We start from the raw sequence: 23,174 nt of genomic DNA on the forward strand, positions 1-23,174 counted from the left end.
CTTTTAAAATGAATATACCTTAAAAGTCAGAGCTGCACGTTAATACTATGGCACAATTATTACGCAATGAAGTACCTGAAAATCTTACTTGGGACCTGTCTACAATTTTTGCTTCTGATAATGATTGGGAGTTGGCTTTTGCTGCTGTCAAGCAGGAATCTGAAATGTTGAGTCGTTTTGTTGGACATGTTGGCGATTCAGCTGCATTATTACAGTCAGCCCTAGAGGCTGACTTGAAAATAGAACGTGAATTGGAAAAGGTGTATGTTTATGCGCATCAAATTTATGATCAAGATACGACAAATCAATCATATGCAGCTTTCAATTCACGGGTACAAGCACTTTGGGCTGAAGTAAGCCAGGCAACAGCTTATTTTCAACCAGAAGTTTTAAACATACCTGATGATAAACTGGCAGCTTATTTAACGACTGATGGCTTACAACAGTACGCACATTTATTTGAAACATTACGTGCTTTAAAGCCACATACTTTACCTGCCGAACAAGAAAAATTATTAGCTGGTGTGGGTGATATTTTTAATGCCTCAGAGAACACGTTTGGTGCACTTGATAATTCAGACATAACTTTTGGGGATGTGCATACAGAAGATGGTAAAACTGTGCCATTGACTAATGGTCTTTATAGCTTACTACTTGAATCAAAGTCACGTGATTTACGTCGAGAAGCATTTGAAACATTGTATGACAGTTACATTGGTTTGCAAAACACATTTGCGTCAACTTTATCATCTCATATTAAAGGACATAACTTCTTAGCTAAAGTACGCCATTATAATTCAGCACGCGAAGCGGCTATTTTACCACACAACGTCCCAACGACTGTTTTTGATACGTTAAGTCAAACGGTAGCGGCTAATTTACCATTGTTGCATCGCTTTGTCTCATTGCGTAAAAAAATTCTAGGTGTGACGGATGTACATAGTTACGATTTGTATGTGCCATTGGTGGATGAAGTTGATTTTGACGTCACATATGAGAAGGCCCAAGAAATCGTGTTAGCTGCTTTAGCACCATTAGGTCAAGATTATCTTGAGGTTGTTAAAAGAGCATTTGATGAACGCTGGATTGATGTGATTGAAAATAAAGGTAAACGTTCGGGCGCATACTCGAGTGGTACTTATGATACAAATCCTTTTATTTTGTTAAACTGGCAAAATAATTTAAATAATGTTTATACGTTGGCCCATGAAATGGGACATTCTGTTCATTCTTATTTAACACGCCATAACCAAGACTATCATTATGGTGACTATCCAATTTTCTTAGCGGAAATTGCCTCGACAACTAATGAAAGTTTGCTAACAGATTATTTACTAAAAACAAATAATGATCCAAAATTCCAGGCATATGTTTTGAACCAATATCTTGATGGTTTTAAAGGAACCGTCTTTCGTCAAACGCAATTTGCGGAATTTGAAAATTGGATTCATGAGCAAAGTGCAGCAGGTGAAGCATTGACAGCTGACAAAATGAGCACATATTATAGTGAACTTAACCAAAAATATTATGGCCCTGATTTATTCCCAGATGAAGAAATTGCCTATGAGTGGACACGAATACCACATTTTTATTATAATTACTATGTTTATCAATATGCGACAGGTGAAGCAGCAGCGACAACATTGGCAGAACGTATTATTAAAAATGGTGGCGCAGAAGATTATAAAGTCTACTTAAAAGCTGGTTCATCGGACTATCCTTTGAATGTGATTTTAAAAGCCGGCGTGGATATGAGTCAAGCAGATTATTTAAAGCAGGCATTCAATGTCTTTGAAGTGCGATTAAATCAATTGGAATCATTGTTAGTTAAGTAGGTATTGCGTCATTGGCAATTATAAGATGTATACTTAAAAATAAACAACAGCTTTTTGCTTTATTAACTCAAAAAGTATTGATGAATAGGGTGAAGTAGTCATGAATAATAAACAAATAGAATTAACAATGCCACCAAAGTTAGCTGAAGTGGCGCTGGCAGCGCTTAACCAGACATATACGCCCTATTCACATTTCCCCGTAGGTGCAGCGTTATTAACAGATGATGATACGATATTTAAAGGTGTCAATATCGAAAATGTGTCATTCGGTTTAACAAATTGTGCAGAAAGAACGGCTATTTTTAGTGCGATTGCTGCTGGTTACAGACGATTTAAAGGGCTGGTTATTGCTGGGCGTACTGATGAACCGATTGCGCCTTGTGGTGCTTGTCGACAAGTGATGGTAGAATTTTTTGAACCTGATATGCCAATTTGGTTAATTAATGACAGTGGTAAAGAAATTAAAACCACTATTGCTGCGTTAATGCCTGGTGCATTTAACACATTAAATTAACAGGGATTACAGTGAGTCATTTAAAATAGTAAGGGAGACAGCATGAAAAAAGTATTAGTATTTGATGGTATTGCGCAAACGGCTATCACTTATTTGGAATCAAATGGTATAGAAGTGATTTCAAATCAACAACATGATGATAATGACTTCATTACCCACTCAGATGCGGACGGTATGATCTTGATGATGCATCCTATATCAGAAAAAATTATAGCTCAAATGCCAAAACTAAAAGTGATCGCTCGTTATGGTGTTGGCTATGATAATGTGAATTTAGATGATGCCAATGCACATGATATTGTCGTAACGAACACGCCAGGAGCAAACGCAACGGCAGTAGCCGAAACAGCTATTATGCATATGTTAATGGCGGGCCGTTTATTTTATCAGCAACGTCTGAGCATTACTGAAGACGTCAATGAAGTAAAAATAGGGCAAGAAATTACGAATAAAACGGTTGGTATAATAGGATTTGGTGCCATTGGTCAAAAAATTGATCAGCTGTTAACGGGATTTAACGTTAATGTATTGGCATATGCTCGGCATAATAAAGTGGTTAAAAATGGGCGTATGGCGTCACTTGAAGAGATTTATACGCAATCAGATTTTGTGGTAATGGCACTGCCTGCAACATCTGAAACAAATAATATGATCAATGCGACTGTCTTCAAAAAAATGAAATCTAATGCGGTGCTAGTCAATATTGGTAGAGGAACTGTTATTGACGAACAAGCGTTGGTTAACGCTCTGAAGTCTGGCGAAATTGCTGGGGCTGGTTTGGATGTTGTAGCTATTGAGCCAATTAGTGAAGAGAATGAATTATTATCCTTACCGAATGTTTTTGTAACCCCCCATGTTGCAGCAAAATCTCGTGAAGCTTTCGATACAGTCGGACTTACTGCGGCAGAAGAAATTGTGCGAGTATTGAACGATCAAAAACCATTTTTTAAAGTAAATTAAAAAACAGCCCCGTTTTATATTCGGGGCTGTTTTTTATTTTGGTATATGTAATTTAACAGGGAGCATACCGGATTCGGTTGGCACCTGATTATCAATTTCATGAAATAAGGTATCAATCAAACGTTGAGCGGCTTGTTGGATTGGTTGGATAATTGTAGGTAGGTCTGGGTGCAGTAATTGAACAATAGGTGACCCATCATAACCAACGACAATAACATCCTTTGGAATAAGGACATTTGCCTGTCGCAAGGCATTTTGCAGTTGAATAGCCATAATGTCATTATACGCAAAGATACCATCAATTTTTTCAGAAATCACATAATTAACAATCGTTTTAATGTCATCGTTTGTTGAAATAATGTTTGAACTGCTATTTTGAGTTATTAAATGGCTATGCGGACTAACAGCATCTGAAAAACCTTGATAACGTTTGGTAGTTGGTGAATTAGATGAATCATCATCAGATAGCATAAGTAGATTTTTGGCACCCTTTGAGACAAGGTACTCACCAAGTAGATAACCGCCACGGTAGTTGTCTTCAGATACAATGGGGATGTTTTCTGAGAGATAGCGATCATATGACACAATTGGTAAGAAAGTGTCATTATAAGTTTCAATATCAAGGTTATGCGAAGATGTGATAATACCTTCAACTTGGTTTGCTGCTAACATTTGAAGGTACTGTTGCTCTTTTTCGACATTATTGGCGCTAGTAGCAATAATAACTTTGTAGCCTTTTTCAAATAAAAGTTGTTCAATTTCATTCGTTAAAGCTGTAAAAAAGGGGTTTTGAATATTTGGAAAAATTAAGCCGATAAATTGGGATGATTTACCCTGTAGTGAACGGGCCATCGCATTTGGTTGATAACGCAGTTCGCGCATTGCGGCATGAACTTTATCAATTGTTTTTTTGCTTAGAGAACCATAATTATTAATGACACGTGATACCGTTGTAATAGAGACGCCAGCTAATTCAGCGACGTCGTTTAATTTTGCAACCATTATAGGCCTCCAAGGGCGAAGAGAACAATCTCTTGTTTTTTTGAGTTTACACAATATATTATACACTTTTTTTAAGGGTAATTTTATTGATTATTTTGCTATTTAACGCTTGACAATGAAAAATTAAAGGGTTAATATTGTCCTTGTAAGTGACTAAGATCACAAAAAAGGAGCAGTCATAATGGACGCATTAGTATTAACAGGCATTAAGTCGTTGGAATTACAAGATCTTGCAATTCCAGAAGTTCAAGCAAACGAGGTTCGTATCCATACAGCATTTGCTGGTATTTGTGGTACAGATCATGCATTGTATGCTGGCTTGCCAGGTTCCGCACCAGCCGTGCCTCCAATTGTTTTGGGACATGAAAATTCAGGTGTTGTTGCCGAGGTTGGTTCAGCTGTTACAAACGTGAAGGTAGGAGACCGTGTGACGGTAGATCCTAACATTTACTGTGGTCAGTGCAAGTTCTGTCGTACAGGTCGTCCAGAGTTATGTGAGAATTTGTCAGCTGTTGGCGTAACACGCGATGGCGGATTTGAAGAATATTTCACAGCACCTGCTTCAGTTGTTTACCCAATTCCTGACAATGTATCATTGAAGTCTGCAGCTGTTGTTGAACCTATCTCATGTGCTGTTCATGGTATCCAATTGCTTAAGGTAACACCTTACCAAAAGGCATTGGTTATTGGTGATGGCTTCATGGGTGAATTATTTGTTCAACTTTTGCAAGCATATGGTATTCACCAAGTTGATTTGGCTGGTATTGTTGACGAAAAGCTTGCAATGAACAAAGAAAAGTTCGGTGCTAAAAACATATATAATACAATGAAGGGTGACAAGATCCCTGATGGCGAATATGATGTTGTCATTGAAGCTGTTGGTATGCCACAAACACAAGAATCAGCTATTGAAGCCGCCGCACGTGGTGGTCAAGTGTTGATGTTTGGTGTTGGCGGTCCTGATGCTAAATTCGAAATGAATACTTATGAAATTTTCCAAAAGCAATTGACGATTCAAGGATCATTTATCAATCCAAATGCATTTGAAGATTCATTGGCTTTGTTATCATCTGGTAAGTTGGATGTTGAATCTCTTATGTCTCATGAATTAGATTACAACACTGTTGATGACTTCGTGAACGGTAAGCTTGGGGTTGTCTCAAAGGCCGTTGTGAAGGTTGGTGGAGAAGAGGCATAATAATATGACCGCTAAAAACGTAACAACTAAGGCGACCGGTAATCCAGGTCGTACGCTTACGATTGGCGCTTCCTTATCATATTTTGTTTTCTCTTTGATAATCAACGCGGCCGGTAATGTGCTTACAGTCGTTACCAGTCAAAAAATTCATCCAACTTTTTTAGGATCAGCTTATTGGACTGCTGCACAAGCAGGATTCAATAAAGCAGCTTTTGGCGGTAGTAGTGCTAGTTTAGGTTGGATATTCTTTGTTGTAGGTGTATTGATTGCTATTTTAAATATTTTTTTGCAAGGCTACTTTAATTGGAAAAAATTTGTGGGCAACGTTGCTTTTATGGTACCCTTCTCGTTACTAATTAGTTTCTTTGCTGATATGTTTTCAAAAGTATTACCAGATGCACAGGGTATTAGTATGACAATAGGTTATACTGTTTTGAACTTTGTCGGTGTGATTATGATTGCACTAGCAATATCAATTTATCAACGTGCTAATTTGATATTACATCCAGCTGATGATTTGATGCAAATTCTACGATTTAAATATTTCAAGGGTTCTGCAGCAAAAGCAATGTGGGCATCTTATATTCCACCCACAATTATTGGTATTATCGCGATTTTCATGCTACCTGACTTTTCAAATTACGGGTTGGGAACAATTTTCGCCTTTCTATTTCAAGGTGGTATAACAGGTTGGGGAGACAAGTTTGTCTTTCCTAATCTCAAACATCAAGGTATTTGATTAAAAGATAGAGACGGAAAATATTCAGCCACTATGAACGTAAATTATAGAAGGAGTGTCACATGTCATTTTCAGATTATTATTCAGGTGTACAACATATTGGTATCCCAACAAAAAGTTTAGCAGTTGCTGAGAGTTTTTGGACAAAACTAGGCTTTAAAAAAGCTGGTGATTTTCCGGTGGGCAACGTCATCTTTATGCAACGTGAAAATCTAGTGATCGAAACATGGCAACAAGATGAAGTTGCTGGTAAGCCTGGTGCTATTAACCATATTTCAATGGATACAACAGACGCAGATAAAGCATTTGTTGCAGCAAAAGCAGAAGGCTTTAAGTTGATTGATGCTGAAGTACAACATTTGGCTTTTTGGGAAAAAGGTATTAAATTCTTTAATATAGAAGGACCAGATGCTGTTATTGTTGAATTTTGTGAGATTGTTAAGTAAAAGATTGTTGATTAAACCTCTTTTGGATGGCACGCCTAGTTTATGGTGTGTGATCTAAGGAGGTTTTTTTCCACGTTGCAATAGCGTCATTCAACCGTAAAACAGGTGATTGACATAAAGTTTAAAAAAATGCTGTTGAGCGCTTGACATATCGTGTTCAAATCGATTAAACTAGATATGTAAGCGCTTTATATATTTTAAAAAATAAATATACATGTTAAGTCAAAATAAGGCGATATGATTTTCACATAACCATTTAATTAGCGATGTTTTAACTTTAAGTGACTGAGTAACGACGATAGTTAAAGGTAATGTGGATTTGGAAAACTGTAGAGGAAAAGGGAAAAATCATGGGATTATTAGGTGCAATTGAAGCAGGTGGCACAAAGTTTGTTGTTGCTGTTGCTGATGAGAATTATAACGTTGTTGAGAGAACTTCGTTTCCAACGCTAGACGGTGAAAAGACATTAGATCAAGTGATTGCATTTTTTGACAAATTTGAAGATATTGATGCCATTGGGATTGCAGCATTTGGACCAATTGATATTGTTGTCGGTTCACAAACTTATGGCTATGTTTTAGACACACCAAAACGTGGTTGGTCAGGTTATGACTTTCTTGGCCGTATGAAAGCCTGGCGTGATATTCCTTTCTTTTGGACGACAGATGTTAATGGTGCCGGTTGGGCTGAGTTTGAAACAGGTGCAGCTAAAGATGTCCAAAATATGGTCTATTTGACGGTCGGTACTGGTATTGGTGCTGGAATCGTTTCAAATGGACATCTCCTTAGTGGTTATGGTCACCCAGAAGCTGGACATATTTTCTTACAGAAGCATCCAGAAGATAATTATGCTGGTCACTGCCCATTCCATGGCGACAATTGTTTGGAAGGATTAGCTGCCGGACCAGCAATTGAAGAACGTTGGGGCGTAAGTGCCAAAGAAATTCCGGACGATGATATTGCTTGGAAAATCGAAGCTTATTATATTGCACAAGCAGCATTGGATTACACGATGATCCTACGTCCTGAGAAAATCATTTTGGGTGGTGGTGTGCCACATCGTGACATATTATTCCCATTAATTCGCGAAAGCTTTTCTGAACAAATGAGTGACTATCTTGAAGTGCCTGATCTAGAGGAGTATATTGTACCCGTAGCAAACGGTGATAACGCTGGTATTTTAGGTTGCTTCTACCTCGCTAAAACATTACTTTAATTTGCTTACTTTTTGTTAATGGCGGTATTCTATGTTATTATTAACTCATCAATAATTGCGAGGATAAAAACATGGCAAAATTAGCAGAACATACAGAAGACCTACTCTGTCAGAATTTCACTAGTACTTTCCAAATTCTTGGTCGCAAGTGGAATGGTTTAATTATCGAAGCATTGTTGATTGGTGGGCCTAAACGCTTTTTAGAAATTTCACGTACAATTCCGGTTTGTTCTGATCGTGTATTGGTAGAACGTTTAAAAGAATTGGAAGTGGATCACTTGATAAACAGAGTGACTTATGAGAATTCTAGTTTAATTGAGTACAAACTAACACCAGCTGGTGAAGCAATGCGACCAATGATGGCAGCTATACATGAATGGTCCGATAAATATAATAATGTGGCACAAGAAAAACATGAAGACATCAATGGTATTGCGTGATATACTAAAGACGTGCCATTTGTTGTGTTTTAACTTATTGGTAGTTAGCTGTGAATAAAAAATTTAAATTTTTGAATAACGTACACTGTGAATGGCCTAGTAGTTGTGTTCTTACCCAAAGCGAGTGATATATTTTCGGTGAAAGTATCATGGTAGAGAATGTGGTGAATTTCAGTCAGGAGTGTTTGGGTTAATCACCAACGTGTGGCTTCGTTACAGTCGTTAAAGCTGGTGAAGTCCAGAAATTTGGGTGGTACCACGGTAGTTAACGTCCCATGTTGTCTTTTAAGACAGCATGGGACTTTTTTATTACATGCATATCAGTTATTATTTACTTTTAAGCAAATAATAACTGATATACAGAATCGAAAGGACATATTTATGAGTTTAATTGAAGATCTAACGACACTCAAAACCGAAGCAGTTGAACGCATTAACGCCACAGGGGCAGATATTGAATCACTGCGTGTCAGTTTGTTAGGAAAAAAGGGGCAACTGACAGGCTTATTAAAAGGCATGAAAGATGTGATGCCGGCAGATCGTAAAGCAGTTGGTGAAATTGGTAACGATGTACGTCAAACAATTACTGACATGTTGGCGCAGAAAAAAGCAGCGATTGAAGCGGCTAAATTGAACGTGCAATTGGCGTCAGAGACAATAGATGTCACACTGCCTGGCAGTGCACATACTGTTGGTCAACCCCATGTGTTACAACAAATTATTGATGACATTGAGCAGCACTTTTTGGGATTGGGCTTTGAGATTATCGATGATACCGTTGATTCACCTGAAGTTGAAACAGATGAGTATAACTTTGAACGAGAAAATTTACCAAAGGATCATCCAGCGCGTGATATGCAAGATACATTTTATATTACGCCTGAAATATTACTTCGTACGCAAACTTCACCAGTACAGTCACGATCTTTAGAAAAACATGATTTTTCTAAAGGGCCTTTAAAGATGATTGCACCAGGGAAGGTCTATCGTCGTGATACGGATGATGCGACGCATTCACATCAATTCCATCAAGTTGAAGGCATGGTTGTTGGCGAAAATATTACGATGGCTGATTTAAAAGGCACATTATTATCAATCATGCAGGAATTGTTTGGTGAAAAACATCAAATTCGTATGCGCCCTTCTTACTTTCCGTTTACAGAGCCTTCTGTTGAAGTAGATGTGTCTTGGAATGAGGTGACACCAGATATGAAGCCAGAAGACATTGAGTGGATTGAAGTATTAGGAGCCGGCATGACGCATCCGAATGTGTTGCGGATGGACGGTATTGATCCAGAAAAATATTCAGCGTTTGCATTTGGCTTAGGACCTGATCGATTTGCGATGCTCAAATATGGTGTTGATGATATTCGGCAATTTTATTTAAATGATGTGCGCTTTTTGTCACAATTCAATCGAAAGGGTAATTAAGTATGAAAACGAGTTTAAAATGGTTAAATGAATATTTGAATAACAGCATTGATTTGAATGTCGATGCTGTTGCAGATTTAGCAGAACGTGTTGAACGGACAAGTGTCGAAATTTCTAACACGACGACCCTAGCTAGGCGCCAAGAGGGGCTTGTTGTTGCAAAAGTCGTGTCAGTTATACCTCATCCAGATTCAGATCATATGGTGATAACACAAGTAGATATTGGGGAACCGACATTAACTAAAGTCGTCACTGGAGCGCCGAATGTCGCTGAAGGACAACTTGTGGTGTTAGCAAAAGTTGGGGCACACATCATTAATCATGAAACTGGCGAATTAAACGTGCTAAAGCCGGTCAAATTGCGCGGTGAAGATTCTAATGGCATGTTGGTAGCTTTGCAGGAAATAGGTTTTGACAGTAAAATTGCACCAAAAGACTTTGAAACGGGAATATATGTGTTTAATAGCAGTGATTCTATTCATCCAGGTGATGATGCGTTGCAGGTTTTGGGCATGACAGAACCTGTTTTGGACACAGATTTGACCCCAAATCGTGCAGATATGTTGTCAATGATAGGAACAGCTTATGAGTTTGGTGCCATGATTAAACAATCAGTGACAGTGCCGGATTTTGATTTAGTAGAATATGAAACGCTTGCAAGTGATCAAGTGTCTGTTGTGGTTGATGATGACAGTTTGGCGCCTAAATATGCGGTGCGCGTTGTTAATCACGTCAAAGTGGGTGATTCGCCACTTTGGTTGCAAAAAAAGTTATGGAACGCTGGTATGCGTCCAATCAATAATATAGTTGATATCACTAATTATATGATGCTAATGTATGGACAACCTTTACACGCGTTTGATCTAGACAAACTAAATAGTCAACGATTGTATGTGCGCCGGGCTGAAAATGGTGAAGCGTTAATGACATTGGATGGTCAAAAACGCGATTTGCGTGCTGGTGAAGATATTGTTATTGCAACGGATGATGCGGCTTTGATGTTAGCTGGTGTTATGGGTGGACTAGATTCAGAAGTTGACGAAAATACGCAAAATATTGTGATAGAAGGCGCTATTTTTAATCCGAGTTTGGTACGTACCACAGCGCGCAGACATAATTTGCATTCCGAAGCATCGGCACGTTTTGAACGTGGTGTTAATTGGGATGCAACCTTTACCGCGTTAGATCATGCGGCCAGTTTAACAGATGATCTGGCTGGCGGGCAAGTTGCTCGCGGGCGTGTGACTGCTGTCGATACTAAGCGCGAAAACATTGTTTTGCCAGTAACTGCGGAGCGTGTGAATCAAATATTAGGCACTAAGTTAACATTAGAAGATATTGCCGGTTTTTTCAAACAGTTAGCATTTAACTATATAAACAATGGACACGACATTCAAGTAACGCTGCCAGCACGACGAGCAGATATGAGTATAGAAGCAGATTTGATTGAGGAAATAGCAAGGTTGTATGGCTACGATAATTTACCAGTGACATTGCCTTATGGACCCACAACACCTGGAAAATTAACTGAACAACAACGAAAAATAAGAGCAAGTCGTCGCATTATGGAAAGCTTAGGCTTAAATCAAGCCATTTCTTATGTGTTGACAACGCCTCAAAAGGCACAACAATTTGCCGAAGACCGCACAGAAAAAGTTGTTACTTTGGATTATCCTATGAGCTCTGATCGAACGACTGCGCGCCAAAATTTGTTAGCAGGTTTGCTAGAAGATGTTGTTTACAATGTGAATCATTTTGTTCATGATATTGCGCTTTATGAACAAGGACGTGTATTTATTGCTAATAGTGATAACGAGTTACCAACTGAAATTGAACATGTTGCTGGTGTCTTAACTGGGAATCAAGCGAACTCACAGTGGCAGCATTCGAAGACAGCACGTGCTGTTGATTTTTATGATATTAAGGGAATTGTAGCGGCCTATTTGGATCAAATTGGTGTCGAAAATGTCCGATATGTTGCAACAGACCGACATGTCAATATGCATCCTGGTCAAACAGCGGATATTTATGCTGAAGAGGTATATCTTGGTTTTGTTGGTCAAATCCATCCACTACTCACGAAATCACAAAAATTGGCAGCTGTTTTTGGTTTTGAGTTGAATTTATTTGCCGTGATGTCTGCGGCAAAAAGTGATGTGCAGTATCATAAGATTTCGCGGTTCCCTCAAATGAATCGTGATGTGGCTTTGTTGTCAGATGAAAGCATTGAACACGCTAATATTGAATCAGTTATTCGTCGCACTGCTAGTAACAAATTAGTTGATGTCACGTTGTTTGATGTGTACACTGGCGAAAATTTGCCCCATGGTAAACGATCATTGGCATATAGTTTGACTTATCAAGATAATGAGGAAACGTTAGTTGAAGCAGAGGTTAATTTAGACTTTGAGCGGGTGAAAAATGCTTTGATTGCGCAACTTAATGTTGAAGTGCGTTAACTTAGTTTCTAATTTAATTTGAGTTACGTCCAGTTTCACGGTATAATTAGGGTTGGACTATAACTTTTACAAGGAAAATTCATGGCTAAAATAATTGTACGCGGTGGCAAACGCCTCCATGGTGAAGTCACGATCGGTGGCGCAAAAAATTCAACAGTTGCACTCATTCCAGCTGCTATTTTGGCTGACACACCTGTCAAATTTGATACGGTACCACAAATTCTAGATGTGAAAAATTTGCAATTGATTTTGAATGCAATGAATGTTCATTCAGTTTTTGCGAATGGTAATTTAGATATTGATCCAACGCACATTAGAGAAAGTGAGCTACCAAGTGGGGCGATTAAGTCACTACGTGCTTCTTACTACTTTATGGGTGCGCTACTGGGACGTTTTAATCGTGCAACCGTTACGTTTCCAGGTGGTGATAATTTAGGTAGACGCCCAATAGATCAGCATATCAAAGGGTTTGAAGCGTTGGGTGCAACCGTTACTGAGAGTAATGACATTATCCATATTGATGCAACTGAGCATGGTTTGATTGGTGCTCGCATTGCCTTAGATACAGTATCAGTTGGTGCCACAATTAATATTATTTTAGCTGCAGTGCGTGCTAAAGGCCAGACTGTGATTGAAAATGCGGCACGCGAACCAGAAATTATTGATATTGTGACATTTTTAAATAATATGGGCGCTAACGTTCGTGGTGCTGGAACGGATACAATTCGTATTGCTGGGGTGCCAAGCTTAAAAGCAAGAAATACCCACACAGTAATTCCGGATCGTATTGAGGCGGGCACATACATGAGTATGGCTGCAGCTTTTGGCGATGGTGTAACGATTAAAAATGTGATTCCAGAACATTTGGAATCATACACGTCAAAGTTAATAGAAATGGGTGTTAACTTAGACATCGGTGAAGACACAATTCATGTCTATAAGTCAGATGATTTGAAACCAGTGACTATTAAAACAATGCCTTATCCTGGTTTTGCAACAGATTTACAACAACCAATTACACCGTTATTGCTAATGGCGAGCGGTGAAAGTACCATTCAAGATACGATTTATCCTAAACGGGTCAAGCATATTGCTGAACTGCGACGTATGGGTGGCGATATTGATTCTGAAAAACCTGGTAAAATTAGAATCAATTACTCACCGCGCCTTATTGGAACAGAGGTCGAGGCAGCTGAAATTCGAGCAGGGGCGGCATTGATTATTGCAGCTATTATGGCTGAAGGTGAAACTGTTATTAATGATGCAGATCATATTTTACGTGGTTATGACCGTATTCAAGATAAGTTGACGCACTTAGGTGCTGAAATTTCAATTGAAGGCATTGATTTAATCAATCTCATGCCTTAATGTAACGACAAATAACGTCAAAATGATGATAACCAGTATAATAGTTTGTTGCAATTTAATTTTTAACATGCTAAAATGTACTAGTTATAGACTGACTCTGGTACAGAAGTATTAGGGCGCTAAGGAGAAATTACCATGCAAGCAGAAATCCATCCCAAGTATCAAGCAGTTGTTTTTCTTGATGCAACAACAGGCAAGAAGTTTTTATCAGCTTCTACTGTGACATCAAACGATACAACTGATTTTGAAGGTACAGAATACCCAGTTATCCGTATGGATATCACATCAGACTCACATCCATTTTACACAGGTAAGCAGAAGTTTACACAAGCGGATGGTGCAGTCGACAAGTTCAACAAGAAATTTGCTGGATTTGGCTTCAAGAACAATGAAGACCAATAATCAATTGTTCTTATAAAAGCGTTCACTTTAGTGAACGCTTTTATTTTGTATATTATAACTAAGAAGGGAAAGTATCTGGTGATAATCAAGTTAGTGATGGTGCGCAGTTTAATTGTGTTATCTTAAAAACTTGATCACTACATATAGTGATATTATGGCGCGAACAATTCTCCCAGTAAAATTGCATGAAAAAATAACAGTAAAAATTGACGATATACGTATTGACGGCATGGGAATTGTCTACTTAACACCGAGCTATCCATTATATATTGCGGATGCAATTCCAGGCGAAAAAGTACTTTTAGAAGTGATTCAAGTCGACAAGTTTTCAGGTTATGCCAAAATTGTTGAAAGAATTGAAGTATCAAGTAAACGTCAAGATAGTCATCGTCAATATTTGATTGATGCTGGTACAGCACCGCTTGTGAATTTGAAATACGATGCGCAACTTGAATTGAAACAAAATCAAATTAAAAGGCTATTTCAAGATCAAAATATGGCAGTAACGGTTGAACAGACGATTGGCATGCAAAATCCAACCTATTATCGTAACAAAACGATTGTGCCAGTTAAGTGGCAAGCAGGCCATTTAACTAGTGGTTTCTATCGTCGTGGTAGCCATGAATTGGTGCCGATGACAGATTATTTTGTTAATGATCAAGCTATTGATCAAGCTATTATTAAAGTGCGTGATGTGTTAGAAAAATATAAAATTACTGCATTTGACCCTGATTTTGAAAAAGGGGCTATCAGGTATATTATGGTCAGGCGTGGCTACTATTCACACGAATTAATGATTGTACTCGTGTCAAACGATGCAGTTATTAATTTCGAAAAGGAAATTGTGACTGATATTGTGGCACAATTGCCGGAACTTAAAAGTTTAATTTTTAACGATAGCCCAAAGCAAGATTTTGTCCTTTTAAGTCCCAATAATAGAACGCTTTGGGGAGAGGATGCCATTCATGACACCTTACTTGGCTACGATTTTATTATTGGACCGAACTCGTTTTATCAAGTTAACCCACAGACAACTGAAGTATTATATGCGCTAGCGGCAGAAAAAGTAGCGCTCAAGCCAACAGACACTGTGATTGATGCCTATTCTGGTATTGGTACAATTGGTATAACGATTGCCAAACGTGTTTGTCAGGTGATCGGTGTTGAAGTGATACCGGGTGCAGTAGCAGATGCGCAAATTAATATGCGAGCAAATAATATTGACAACGCGGAGTATATTCTTGCTGATGCGCCTCAACAGTTTAAAAAATGGCAGGATGCCGGGTTACAACCAGATGTTGTTTTTGTCGATCCACCACGTCGTGGATTAACCAGTGATTTAATTCAGGCAACAACCGAAATGGGGCCGGATAAATTTGTTTATATCAGCTGTAATCCAGTAACGTTAGTCCGTGATGCAGCCGAAATCATTCAAAAAGGTTACCATATTGATGGACCGATTTTTCCAGTTGATCAGTTTCCGCAAACATCCCATATTGAATGTATTGCAATATTTAAGAAAAATTCTTGATATAATAGAAGTATCGTCTATCGTGAATTGACAACATTTAAAAAAATAACAAGCATTTTTATTTTGGAGAACAAATGAACTATGAAATCAAAGAAGTTGGTGATATATTAAAAGCACCAACTCAGGGAAACGGGTTAATAACAGGCATAGCGTTTAACTCAAGGCAGGTAATAGCGGGTGATTTATTTGTGGCGCTGGTTGCTGATAACGATGGTCATCAGTATATTCAAAGTGCACTAGACAATGGGGCTGTTGCGGTATTAGTTGACAATAAACATGTGATAAATGCTGAAATACCGGCAATTATAGTTGATGATACATTAAGCGCTTTACAGCAGTTAGGTAAATATCGTCGTAACCAGGTCAATCCAAAAGTAATTGCTATTACTGGATCCAATGGTAAAACTACGACAAAAGACATGTTAGCGGCAATTATGTCTTCAGAGTATAAAACGTTTAAAACACCAGAAAACTTTAATAATGACATTGGCGTACCACTGACGTTACTTATGATGCCAGAAGATACAGAGGTTTTGGTGGTTGAGTTGGGGATGGATCGACCAGGTCAATTAACAATATTGTCTCATTTAGTCAAACCAGATATTGCAATAATTACTATGATTGGCGAGGCTCATATTGAATTTTTTAAAACACGTGCTAACATTGCACGTGCAAAATTAGAAATCGTTAGTGGTTTGAAAAATGATGGTGTGCTACTTATCCCGTTTGATGAGCCATTGCTAACGCAAGTCAACATTAAACAGAAAGTATCATTTTTTGGTCAAGGATTTCATGAAATTGAAATGGTTTCAGATCACACAATTTTTGACTATCAACATATCCGATTTGCAATTTCTTTAATTGGTAGGTATAATATTATGAATGCGCTCGCAGCGATTTCAGCGGGTATCTTATTACATATTGATTTAAAAAAAGCCGCAAAAGCGCTACAAACATTTGATTTGACTAAGAATCGCACAGAAAGGCTTGTCACAGCTCGCGGTGTGGTTTTGATTAGTGATGTGTACAATTCAAATCCAACAGCGGTGGCAGCGGTTTTGGCAACATTGGAAGCAATACCCGCACCACATAAATACATTGTATTAGGTGATATGTTAGAATTGGGCGAACAAGCAAGTGATTTGCATGCCAGTTTGGGACAAAAGGTATTGGATACAAGTGTTGATGGTATTTATCTAGTTGGTCGATTATTTAACGAAAATATGGCGCCATTGATAAAGCAAAATTTTGATTCAAAGCATCTTCATCAATATGAAACAGACCAGTTAACCGAGTTAATCTCAGATTTACAACAGTTAGGTGAGACAGGTGATGTTATTTTGTTAAAAGCAAGTCATGGTATACACCTAGAAAACGTTGTTAACGCATTAATGAAATGATTTTTTGTATTGGGGATGCAATAGTGAAACGTACACAGCATTATCGCATGAAACGTCGCGTATGGAAACGTGTTTTATTAGTAACATTAGTTGTCATAATTTTGTTCATTTGTAGTTTGTGTTTGATAAAGCATAAGCCAACAACTGCGGTAGGTGAAACAAAAACAGTCAAACATACCTATAAGCCAGTAACTAAGAGCATTGTAAAAAATTTAAACCAAAATGTTTTTTTAAAAAATAATGATTTGGCAGTTGGTTTTGATACCCAATTGCAGGAATCTGGCTTTGTTGGTACTGCTCTAGTGGTTCATCATAATCGTGTTATTTTACAAAAAGGTTTTGGTTATGCTAATAAGGCACAAAATAGATTGAATGATGCACAATCACTGTATCAAATTGCGTCAATCCAAAAAGGCTTTACTGCGACATTAATTATGCAACAGGTTCGTGCAGGAAAATTGCACCTTGACACGTCACTGAGTCAATATTATCCAAACATACCTGATGCTAATCAAGTGACGATTAAAGAAATGCTCACAATGACAAGTGGGTTGACGGAAAAAGCTAATGCTAATGTGTTTACAACGGATGCAGAAAATGTTGCGTTTGATGCAAAACATACGACGGTAGTCAGCTCACCAAATTGGTCATATCAAGCGATTAATTATCGCTTATTGTCTGGCATTCTGATGCAAATTACACATAAAAATTATTCAGAACTGTTCAATGAAACTTTCAATCAAAAATACCATTTGGATGTGTCAGATTATAAAGATTTTGTGAGAAATAAACATCGAACAATTGGTTATAAAGACCTTGACTACAGCCAATTAGCATCAGATAGTCCACTAGCCTATGCTATGGAAACTGGTACTGGTAATATGGCTATGACTACTGGTAATTTGTACACTTTTTATCGTTTGTTAACTGACCATGTGATGTTAAATGAAAATGCATTGCACACGATGTGGCAACACCCCGTATCTAGTCGCTATGCGGCCGGTCTGTATCATTATGACAAGTACAGTACTGGACATGGTGTTATATTGGGATTTGAGCCAACCGTAATACTGACAAAAAATGGGCAAGATGCGGTGATCTTGATGAGTAATGTTAATACAAGAGGGAAAAGCTGGCAACCACTGGCTAAGCGACTATTTACACAAATGACAGCGATTAAAATTGTGAATTGATTTTAATTGCTTACGCGCCAAAAGAGCGCAGAGGAGAAAAATTTTGAAGTTTAGTGAATTAGGTTTATCACAGGATATTTTAGATGCCATTACAACACATGGTTATGTCGAAGCAACACCAATCCAAGAAAAGACGATTCCGTTAACACTTGCTGGTAAAGATGTTATTGGTCAAGCACAAACGGGAACAGGTAAAACAGCAGCTTTTGGTTTACCAATATTAGAACATATTGATTTAGATAACAAAAATATTCAAGCATTAATTGTATCACCAACACGTGAATTGGCTATTCAAACAGCTGAGGAATTGAAAAAATTAGGTCATGATAAGCATGTTGATGTTCAAGTTGTTTTTGGAGGCGCAGATATTCGCCGTCAAATTCAAAATTTGAAGTCACATCCACAAATATTGGTTGGAACACCCGGCCGTTTGCTCGATCATATCAACCGTAAGACGGTCAAGATTGAGCATGTTAAGACATTAGTTTTGGATGAAGCTGATGAAATGTTGAACATGGGATTCTTAGAAGATATTGAATCAATCATTAAGAATACACCTGCTGATCGTCAGACATTGTTGTTCTCAGCAACAATGCCACCAGCGATTAAGCGTATCGGTGTTAAGTTTATGACGAATCCAGAACATATTCAAATTGAAGCCAAGGAATTAACAACAGATTTGGTTGATCAATACTTTGTTCGTACACGTGATAACGAAAAGTTTGACACAATGACACGTATCTTTGACGTGCAGGCACCAACGTTGGCGATTGTCTTTGGTCGTACAAAGCGTCGCGTCGAAGAATTAGCACGTGGCCTAGAAGCTCGTGGGTATCATGCTTCTGGTTTACATGGTGATTTAACGCAACAAATGCGTTCGCGTGTTTTGGCACAATTCAAGTCGCATGAAATCAACATTTTAGTTGCTACAGACGTTGCGGCTCGTGGTTTGGATGTTAAAGATGTATCTCACGTTTATAACTTTGATATTCCACAAGATCCAGAATCTTATGTACATCGTATTGGCCGTACTGGCCGTGCTGGTGCTGAAGGTGTGTCGGTAACGTTTGTTTCTCCTAACGAAATGGACTACTTGCGAGCTGTTGAAGATCTTACAAAGAAGCGTATGACGGCCTTGGAGCCTGCTTCATTACAAGATGCACGTGTCGGAAAAATTAAAAATGCAGCTGGTGAAGTTAACAAAATTGTTGATGCCGCTGATGCAAAAGAAATTCAATCAGAAGTTGATAAATTAACAGCACAGTATTCATCTGAACAGTTGGCTGCTGCACTGTTGTCATCAGTTGCTGATCTAGAAAAGCAAAATACACCAGTTGAAATTACGCGCGAACGTCCATTACCAAGACGTCGTGGTAATGGTGGTGGTTCACGTAACAGTAGTGGCGGTAGCCGTGGTGGTGATCGTCGTCGTGGCAACAATGGTGGTGGCGGTGGCTATCGTGGTAACCGTGATCGTCGTAGTGGTAATGGTGATTCTTCACGTAGTACGACTGGTAACGGTGGTGGTCAACGTCGTGAATCATCACGTGAAGGTGGTGCAGGATCGAATGGCGAACGTCGTTTCAGCGATTACAAGCGTCGCGATGGCCGTTCAACAGAACGTCATTCAAATAATGGCGGTGGTGCACCACGTCAACGTCGTGAATTTACAGTACGCGAAAAAGATTAAAATTTTACTAAGTACAATTAATAAACACGATGAAACCGTCCAAACAATATTTGGACGGTTTTTCGTTGCTTTGTTATAAATTAGGGAGGCAAGAAATGAAAACAGTTGAAGATGCTATTAGTTTTATACATGGGCGACCAAAAGGGGGTCGAAAAGAATCGATGGCTCGTATGTATGTATTACTTGAATCATTAGGAAATCCACAAAATCAGTTACCACCTGCTATACATGTCACAGGAACAAATGGTAAGGGGTCCGTGGCTACTATGACGAGTAATATTTTACGTGTGGCAGGTTATAAAACGGGGTTATTTGTTTCGCCTTACATTATTAGTTTTTGTGAACGTATTCAGGTTAACAATGAACTTATTTCTGAAGTGAATTTATTAACTACCACTAAAGCAGTAGCTGAAGTTTTAAAATATGTAGATAAACAGTTAGCACCAGATATACCGACGGAATTTGAAGTATTAACAGCAATTATGTTCACGTATTTTGCACAGCAAAAATTAGATGCAGTTGTTATTGAAGTCGGAATTGGTGGACAACTAGATTCGACTAATGTGATGCCAAATACAAAAGTCGCTGTAATTACAAGTGTTGGCTTGGATCATCAATCATTATTAGGAAATTCTATTGTAGAAATTGCGCGGCAAAAGGCAGGCATCATACATGATGATATGGCAGTCGTTGTTGGTGATTTACCTGAAGAAGCACGTCAAGTGATTGCAAATCGTGCAGGTGGTACGTTGATTCAAGGGCAACTAAATGTGTTTGAACAAGGGTTGCCAGGTACCTATCAAATTCAAAATACTGCTACAGCAGTGGCCGCTGTTAAAGCATTTGACATGAATATCAAAGCTGTTGATATTCAGCAAGGGTTAAATGATAGTCATATTGCTGCTCGTTTTGAATTAATAAGACCTAGCGTCATGATTGATGGGGCACATAATGCACAAGGTTTAAAAAAGCTTTATGAATCACTCAATAGGCCTGAATATCAAACAAAGACTATGACGCTAATTATTGGTAGTTTAATGGATAAAAATGTTGTATTGGCTTTTGATGAAATTTTAAAAAACAAGCGATTCACAATTGTTTTGGTGCCCTTTACTGGACCAAATGGGCGGCATAGTTTAGATATCGAAGCAGTGGCAAAAAAATATGGTGTTCAAGTAGCTGATAATTGGCGTGAAGCATATCATCAAAGTGAAGCAGACATGACGATTTTTACCGGATCTTTATATTTTGTTAGTGAGGTACGAGAAGAAATATGACACAATTAGAAGAAAAACTATCAATGCGTCTTATTCTGAGTGTTGTGGCGATAGGTCTACTTGGGTTTTCTGATATCATGTTGGAAACAGCGTTGAATGTTAGTTTTCCACTTTTAATGACAGAATTTGATGTGACATCAAGCACAGTTCAGTGGTTGACCTCAGGCGTGATTTTATTAACGAGTATGATAGTTATTTTATCACCGTGGTTAAAAAAACGTTTTACGAACCGAAGTCAGTTTATCGTCGCAACTGTGATTTCAATTACCGGTGTGCTGATTAATGCTCTGAGTGGTGATTTTGGTTTGACCTTGTTTGGTAGACTACTACAAGGTATTGGGGGTGGTGTTGGCATGCCGCTCATGTATAACGTCATTTTTGAACAAGTGCCAGAAAATAAACGCGGCACGATGGTTGGCATAGGGTCGTTAATTATTTCTTTTGCACCGGCGATTGGGCCAGCGTTTGGTGGCTACTTAACCCAAAACTTTGGCTGGCATACGGTGTTTTGGGTTGTTTTGCCAGTCCAAATAGGCTCATTGATTCTAGGCTGGTTCACAATTCGACAAGTATCTAGTTTAACAAAAGAAAAGTTAGATTGGGTTGGGTGGTTATTGCTGAGTACTTTCTTTGTAGCAGGTATTTTTGTCATTGAACGCATTAGTACGCACGGTATCACAAATATCATAAGTTTGATGTTACTGGTGATTATGTTTGGTGGCATTATTAGTTATTTAGTATATGCACCGCATGTGACTAATCCGTTACTCAATACAAATATATTCAAATTTAAAGTATTTTCGTTAAGCATTGCGGCTTCGTTTATCATGCAAGTCGTTAATTTAACATTTAATTATGCAGTACCAATGACAATACAACTAGTCTTGTTTAAAGATTCACAAGTTGCTGGTTTGGCATTGTTGCCAGGTGCTTTAGGCTACGCGCTCATGGCTATTATATCAGGTCGCATTTACGATTGTTATGGTGCTCGCAAACCAATAATGATTGGTTTAGCGCTCATTATGATTGGAACATTAATGATGGCAGTGTTACCGATTAGTTTATATGGGATGTTATTTAGCTTTATGGTGATTCAACTTGGGTTTGGTTTTTGGTTTGGTAATAATATGACCCATGCAATTAGTCATGTGCCAACTGCGTATCAAAGTTCAGGGAATTCTATTTTTACAGCCACCAACAATTATTCAGCAGCAGTTGGCATTGCGATGGCGGCTGGTATTATTTCGATTTTTCAAAAGCGTGCGGATTCGGCAGAACGATTAATTACTGCGACCCATTTAGGGGCAACTTGGTTGTTTAGAGTAGATGTTATTTTAATGACGCTAGCTGTCATTGTTTCTGTTCGTGTGCTAACAACTGTGAATAAAAGTCTTTAGCGACGTATCATCTCATAGAGGTGAAAAATGACTTTGAATGAGCAAATAAAAAAATTTTATAGGGTACTTGGGCAAGATGGAAAAGATGCGTTGCAGGAATTGCGACGTCACTTCCCCAATGATTATGATTTAAATGAGATGACACATGATGCTGCAGAGGATTTTATTGCGCAAAATCCAACGCAAAATAAGGCGCTACTGATTGGGTTAGATATTGGTAAAAATATTGCTATGGCTACACGTCCAAAACTATTAAGTGCTAAGTTTTCAGAAGAAATTGGTCATTATGCACAACGACAAATTGGTCATTTACCGCAAGAACAATTGTGTGTTGCGCTACTTGATGCGCAGTTAAGTGTGATCGGCTGGGAAACTATTTTTGTTGGTAGTCTCACGCATGTACAGGCTTCACCACGCGAAATTTTCCAACGCGCATTACATGCCAATGCACTGGGATTTATGATAGTACACAATCATCCTAGTGGTAACTTGAAGCCGTCCGATGCTGACGTGCAATTTAGTCAGCGATTAAAGTTACTTGGGGAACAAATGACAGTGCCAATGTTAGATTCATTTATTGTGACACGCGATAGTTATTGGAGTATGTCGGAAAACGCACAATTAAAAAGTATCGTGTAAAATGGTTGCATTTTAAAAAAGATTTTATTGTTTTTT

20 protein-coding genes are annotated in these 23,174 nt (G+C 38.3%); 19 read left to right on the forward strand and 1 reads right to left on the reverse strand.

Annotated features, from left to right (window positions below):
• Window positions 1-47 precede the first annotated feature (47 nt).
• The 3 genes from pepF to AB3K24_RS02460 all read left to right on the forward strand — a co-directional run bounded on the left by pepF (window position 48) and on the right by AB3K24_RS02460 (window position 3,309).
• Complete coding sequence (gene pepF, locus AB3K24_RS02450; RefSeq protein WP_367973632.1) at window positions 48-1,835, forward strand: oligoendopeptidase F; 1,788 nt, start codon at window positions 48-50, stop codon at window positions 1,833-1,835.
• Between the two features lie 100 nt (window positions 1,836-1,935).
• On the forward strand, window positions 1,936-2,349 hold the full coding sequence (locus tag AB3K24_RS02455; protein WP_367973633.1) for a cytidine deaminase: 414 nt from the start codon (window positions 1,936-1,938) through the stop codon (window positions 2,347-2,349).
• 42 nt (window positions 2,350-2,391) lie between these two features.
• Window positions 2,392-3,309: a phosphoglycerate dehydrogenase gene (locus AB3K24_RS02460; protein WP_367973634.1), complete on the forward strand. Its 918-nt coding sequence runs from the start codon at window positions 2,392-2,394 to the stop codon at window positions 3,307-3,309.
• 33 nt (window positions 3,310-3,342) lie between these two features.
• Here AB3K24_RS02460 and AB3K24_RS02465 read toward each other — a convergent pair whose 3' ends face one another.
• The gene (locus AB3K24_RS02465; protein WP_367973635.1) at window positions 3,343-4,311 is read right to left on the reverse strand and encodes a LacI family DNA-binding transcriptional regulator; all 969 of its coding nucleotides are present in this window, start codon (window positions 4,309-4,311) and stop codon (window positions 3,343-3,345) included.
• 181 nt (window positions 4,312-4,492) lie between these two features.
• Here AB3K24_RS02465 and AB3K24_RS02470 point away from each other — a divergent pair, with 181 nt between their 5' ends.
• The 16 genes from AB3K24_RS02470 to AB3K24_RS02545 all read left to right on the forward strand — a co-directional run bounded on the left by AB3K24_RS02470 (window position 4,493) and on the right by AB3K24_RS02545 (window position 23,138).
• Window positions 4,493-5,509, forward strand: coding sequence for a zinc-dependent alcohol dehydrogenase family protein (locus tag AB3K24_RS02470; protein ID WP_367973636.1), 1,017 nt, complete (start codon window positions 4,493-4,495; stop codon window positions 5,507-5,509).
• A 4-nt stretch (window positions 5,510-5,513) separates the two neighbouring features.
• A complete protein-coding gene (locus tag AB3K24_RS02475) occupies window positions 5,514-6,248 on the forward strand; it encodes a fructose permease (protein ID WP_367973637.1) in 735 nt (244 codons plus the stop codon).
• Between the two features lie 62 nt (window positions 6,249-6,310).
• Window positions 6,311-6,694: a VOC family protein gene (locus AB3K24_RS02480; protein ID WP_367973638.1), complete on the forward strand. Its 384-nt coding sequence runs from the start codon at window positions 6,311-6,313 to the stop codon at window positions 6,692-6,694.
• Between the two features lie 350 nt (window positions 6,695-7,044).
• Window positions 7,045-7,911: an ROK family protein gene (locus AB3K24_RS02485; RefSeq protein ID WP_367973639.1), complete on the forward strand. Its 867-nt coding sequence runs from the start codon at window positions 7,045-7,047 to the stop codon at window positions 7,909-7,911.
• 71 nt (window positions 7,912-7,982) lie between these two features.
• A complete protein-coding gene (locus AB3K24_RS02490) occupies window positions 7,983-8,351 on the forward strand; it encodes a winged helix-turn-helix transcriptional regulator (RefSeq protein ID WP_367973640.1) in 369 nt (122 codons plus the stop codon).
• A gap of 381 nt (window positions 8,352-8,732) precedes the next feature.
• Window positions 8,733-9,782, forward strand: a complete 1,050-nt coding sequence (locus tag AB3K24_RS02495) for a phenylalanine--tRNA ligase subunit alpha (protein WP_367973641.1) — start codon at window positions 8,733-8,735, stop codon at window positions 9,780-9,782.
• A gap of 2 nt (window positions 9,783-9,784) precedes the next feature.
• Window positions 9,785-12,241, forward strand: a complete 2,457-nt coding sequence (gene pheT, locus AB3K24_RS02500; RefSeq protein WP_367973642.1) for a phenylalanine--tRNA ligase subunit beta — start codon at window positions 9,785-9,787, stop codon at window positions 12,239-12,241.
• A gap of 81 nt (window positions 12,242-12,322) precedes the next feature.
• Window positions 12,323-13,609, forward strand: coding sequence for a UDP-N-acetylglucosamine 1-carboxyvinyltransferase (locus tag AB3K24_RS02505; protein ID WP_367973643.1), 1,287 nt, complete (start codon window positions 12,323-12,325; stop codon window positions 13,607-13,609).
• 135 nt (window positions 13,610-13,744) lie between these two features.
• Window positions 13,745-14,011, forward strand: a complete 267-nt coding sequence (locus tag AB3K24_RS02510; RefSeq protein WP_367973644.1) for a type B 50S ribosomal protein L31 — start codon at window positions 13,745-13,747, stop codon at window positions 14,009-14,011.
• Window positions 14,012-14,165: 154 nt separating this feature from the next.
• Entirely contained in the window at window positions 14,166-15,542 is a 1,377-nt protein-coding gene (gene rlmD, locus AB3K24_RS02515; RefSeq protein WP_367973645.1) for a 23S rRNA (uracil(1939)-C(5))-methyltransferase RlmD, read from the forward strand.
• Window positions 15,543-15,616: 74 nt separating this feature from the next.
• The gene (locus AB3K24_RS02520) at window positions 15,617-16,942 is read left to right on the forward strand and encodes a UDP-N-acetylmuramoyl-tripeptide--D-alanyl-D-alanine ligase (RefSeq protein WP_367973646.1); all 1,326 of its coding nucleotides are present in this window, start codon (window positions 15,617-15,619) and stop codon (window positions 16,940-16,942) included.
• Window positions 16,943-16,965: 23 nt separating this feature from the next.
• Window positions 16,966-18,135: a serine hydrolase domain-containing protein gene (locus AB3K24_RS02525; protein ID WP_367973647.1), complete on the forward strand. Its 1,170-nt coding sequence runs from the start codon at window positions 16,966-16,968 to the stop codon at window positions 18,133-18,135.
• Window positions 18,136-18,178: 43 nt separating this feature from the next.
• On the forward strand, window positions 18,179-19,825 hold the full coding sequence (locus tag AB3K24_RS02530; protein WP_367973648.1) for a DEAD/DEAH box helicase: 1,647 nt from the start codon (window positions 18,179-18,181) through the stop codon (window positions 19,823-19,825).
• Between the two features lie 95 nt (window positions 19,826-19,920).
• Window positions 19,921-21,102, forward strand: coding sequence for a bifunctional folylpolyglutamate synthase/dihydrofolate synthase (locus tag AB3K24_RS02535; protein ID WP_367973649.1), 1,182 nt, complete (start codon window positions 19,921-19,923; stop codon window positions 21,100-21,102).
• Window positions 21,099-22,499 (forward strand): MFS transporter, encoded by a 1,401-nt coding sequence (locus AB3K24_RS02540; protein WP_367973650.1) that lies wholly within the window; start codon window positions 21,099-21,101, stop codon window positions 22,497-22,499. The genes AB3K24_RS02535 and AB3K24_RS02540 overlap by 4 nt, the downstream gene beginning before the upstream one ends.
• A gap of 27 nt (window positions 22,500-22,526) precedes the next feature.
• Entirely contained in the window at window positions 22,527-23,138 is a 612-nt protein-coding gene (locus AB3K24_RS02545) for a JAB domain-containing protein (RefSeq protein WP_367973651.1), read from the forward strand.
• The last annotated feature ends 36 nt before the right edge of the window (window positions 23,139-23,174 follow it).

This window comes from Leuconostoc aquikimchii (assembly GCF_040838325.1).
Lineage (GTDB): Bacteria > Bacillota > Bacilli > Lactobacillales > Lactobacillaceae > Leuconostoc > Leuconostoc aquikimchii.

Bases quoted from the DNA above. Each gene is read 5' to 3' on its own strand.
- AB3K24_RS02475 (WP_367973637.1), top strand. From the start codon at position 5,514: ATGACCGCTAAAAACGTAACAACTAAGGCGACCGGTAATCCAGGTCGT.
- AB3K24_RS02470 (WP_367973636.1), top strand. From the start codon at position 4,493: ATGGACGCATTAGTATTAACAGGCATTAAGTCGTTGGAATTACAAGAT.
- AB3K24_RS02545 (WP_367973651.1), top strand. From the start codon at position 22,527: ATGACTTTGAATGAGCAAATAAAAAAATTTTATAGGGTACTTGGGCAA.
- AB3K24_RS02510 (WP_367973644.1), top strand. From the start codon at position 13,745: ATGCAAGCAGAAATCCATCCCAAGTATCAAGCAGTTGTTTTTCTTGAT.
- AB3K24_RS02505 (WP_367973643.1), top strand. From the start codon at position 12,323: ATGGCTAAAATAATTGTACGCGGTGGCAAACGCCTCCATGGTGAAGTC.
- AB3K24_RS02490 (WP_367973640.1), top strand. From the start codon at position 7,983: ATGGCAAAATTAGCAGAACATACAGAAGACCTACTCTGTCAGAATTTC.
- AB3K24_RS02535 (WP_367973649.1), top strand. From the start codon at position 19,921: ATGAAAACAGTTGAAGATGCTATTAGTTTTATACATGGGCGACCAAAA.
- AB3K24_RS02455 (WP_367973633.1), top strand. From the start codon at position 1,936: ATGAATAATAAACAAATAGAATTAACAATGCCACCAAAGTTAGCTGAA.
- AB3K24_RS02485 (WP_367973639.1), top strand. From the start codon at position 7,045: ATGGGATTATTAGGTGCAATTGAAGCAGGTGGCACAAAGTTTGTTGTT.
- AB3K24_RS02465 (WP_367973635.1), bottom strand. From the start codon at position 4,311: ATGGTTGCAAAATTAAACGACGTCGCTGAATTAGCTGGCGTCTCTATT.
- pepF (WP_367973632.1), top strand. From the start codon at position 48: ATGGCACAATTATTACGCAATGAAGTACCTGAAAATCTTACTTGGGAC.
- AB3K24_RS02460 (WP_367973634.1), top strand. From the start codon at position 2,392: ATGAAAAAAGTATTAGTATTTGATGGTATTGCGCAAACGGCTATCACT.
- pheT (WP_367973642.1), top strand. From the start codon at position 9,785: ATGAAAACGAGTTTAAAATGGTTAAATGAATATTTGAATAACAGCATT.
- AB3K24_RS02495 (WP_367973641.1), top strand. From the start codon at position 8,733: ATGAGTTTAATTGAAGATCTAACGACACTCAAAACCGAAGCAGTTGAA.
- AB3K24_RS02480 (WP_367973638.1), top strand. From the start codon at position 6,311: ATGTCATTTTCAGATTATTATTCAGGTGTACAACATATTGGTATCCCA.
- AB3K24_RS02520 (WP_367973646.1), top strand. From the start codon at position 15,617: ATGAACTATGAAATCAAAGAAGTTGGTGATATATTAAAAGCACCAACT.
- rlmD (WP_367973645.1), top strand. From the start codon at position 14,166: ATGGCGCGAACAATTCTCCCAGTAAAATTGCATGAAAAAATAACAGTA.
- AB3K24_RS02540 (WP_367973650.1), top strand. From the start codon at position 21,099: ATGACACAATTAGAAGAAAAACTATCAATGCGTCTTATTCTGAGTGTT.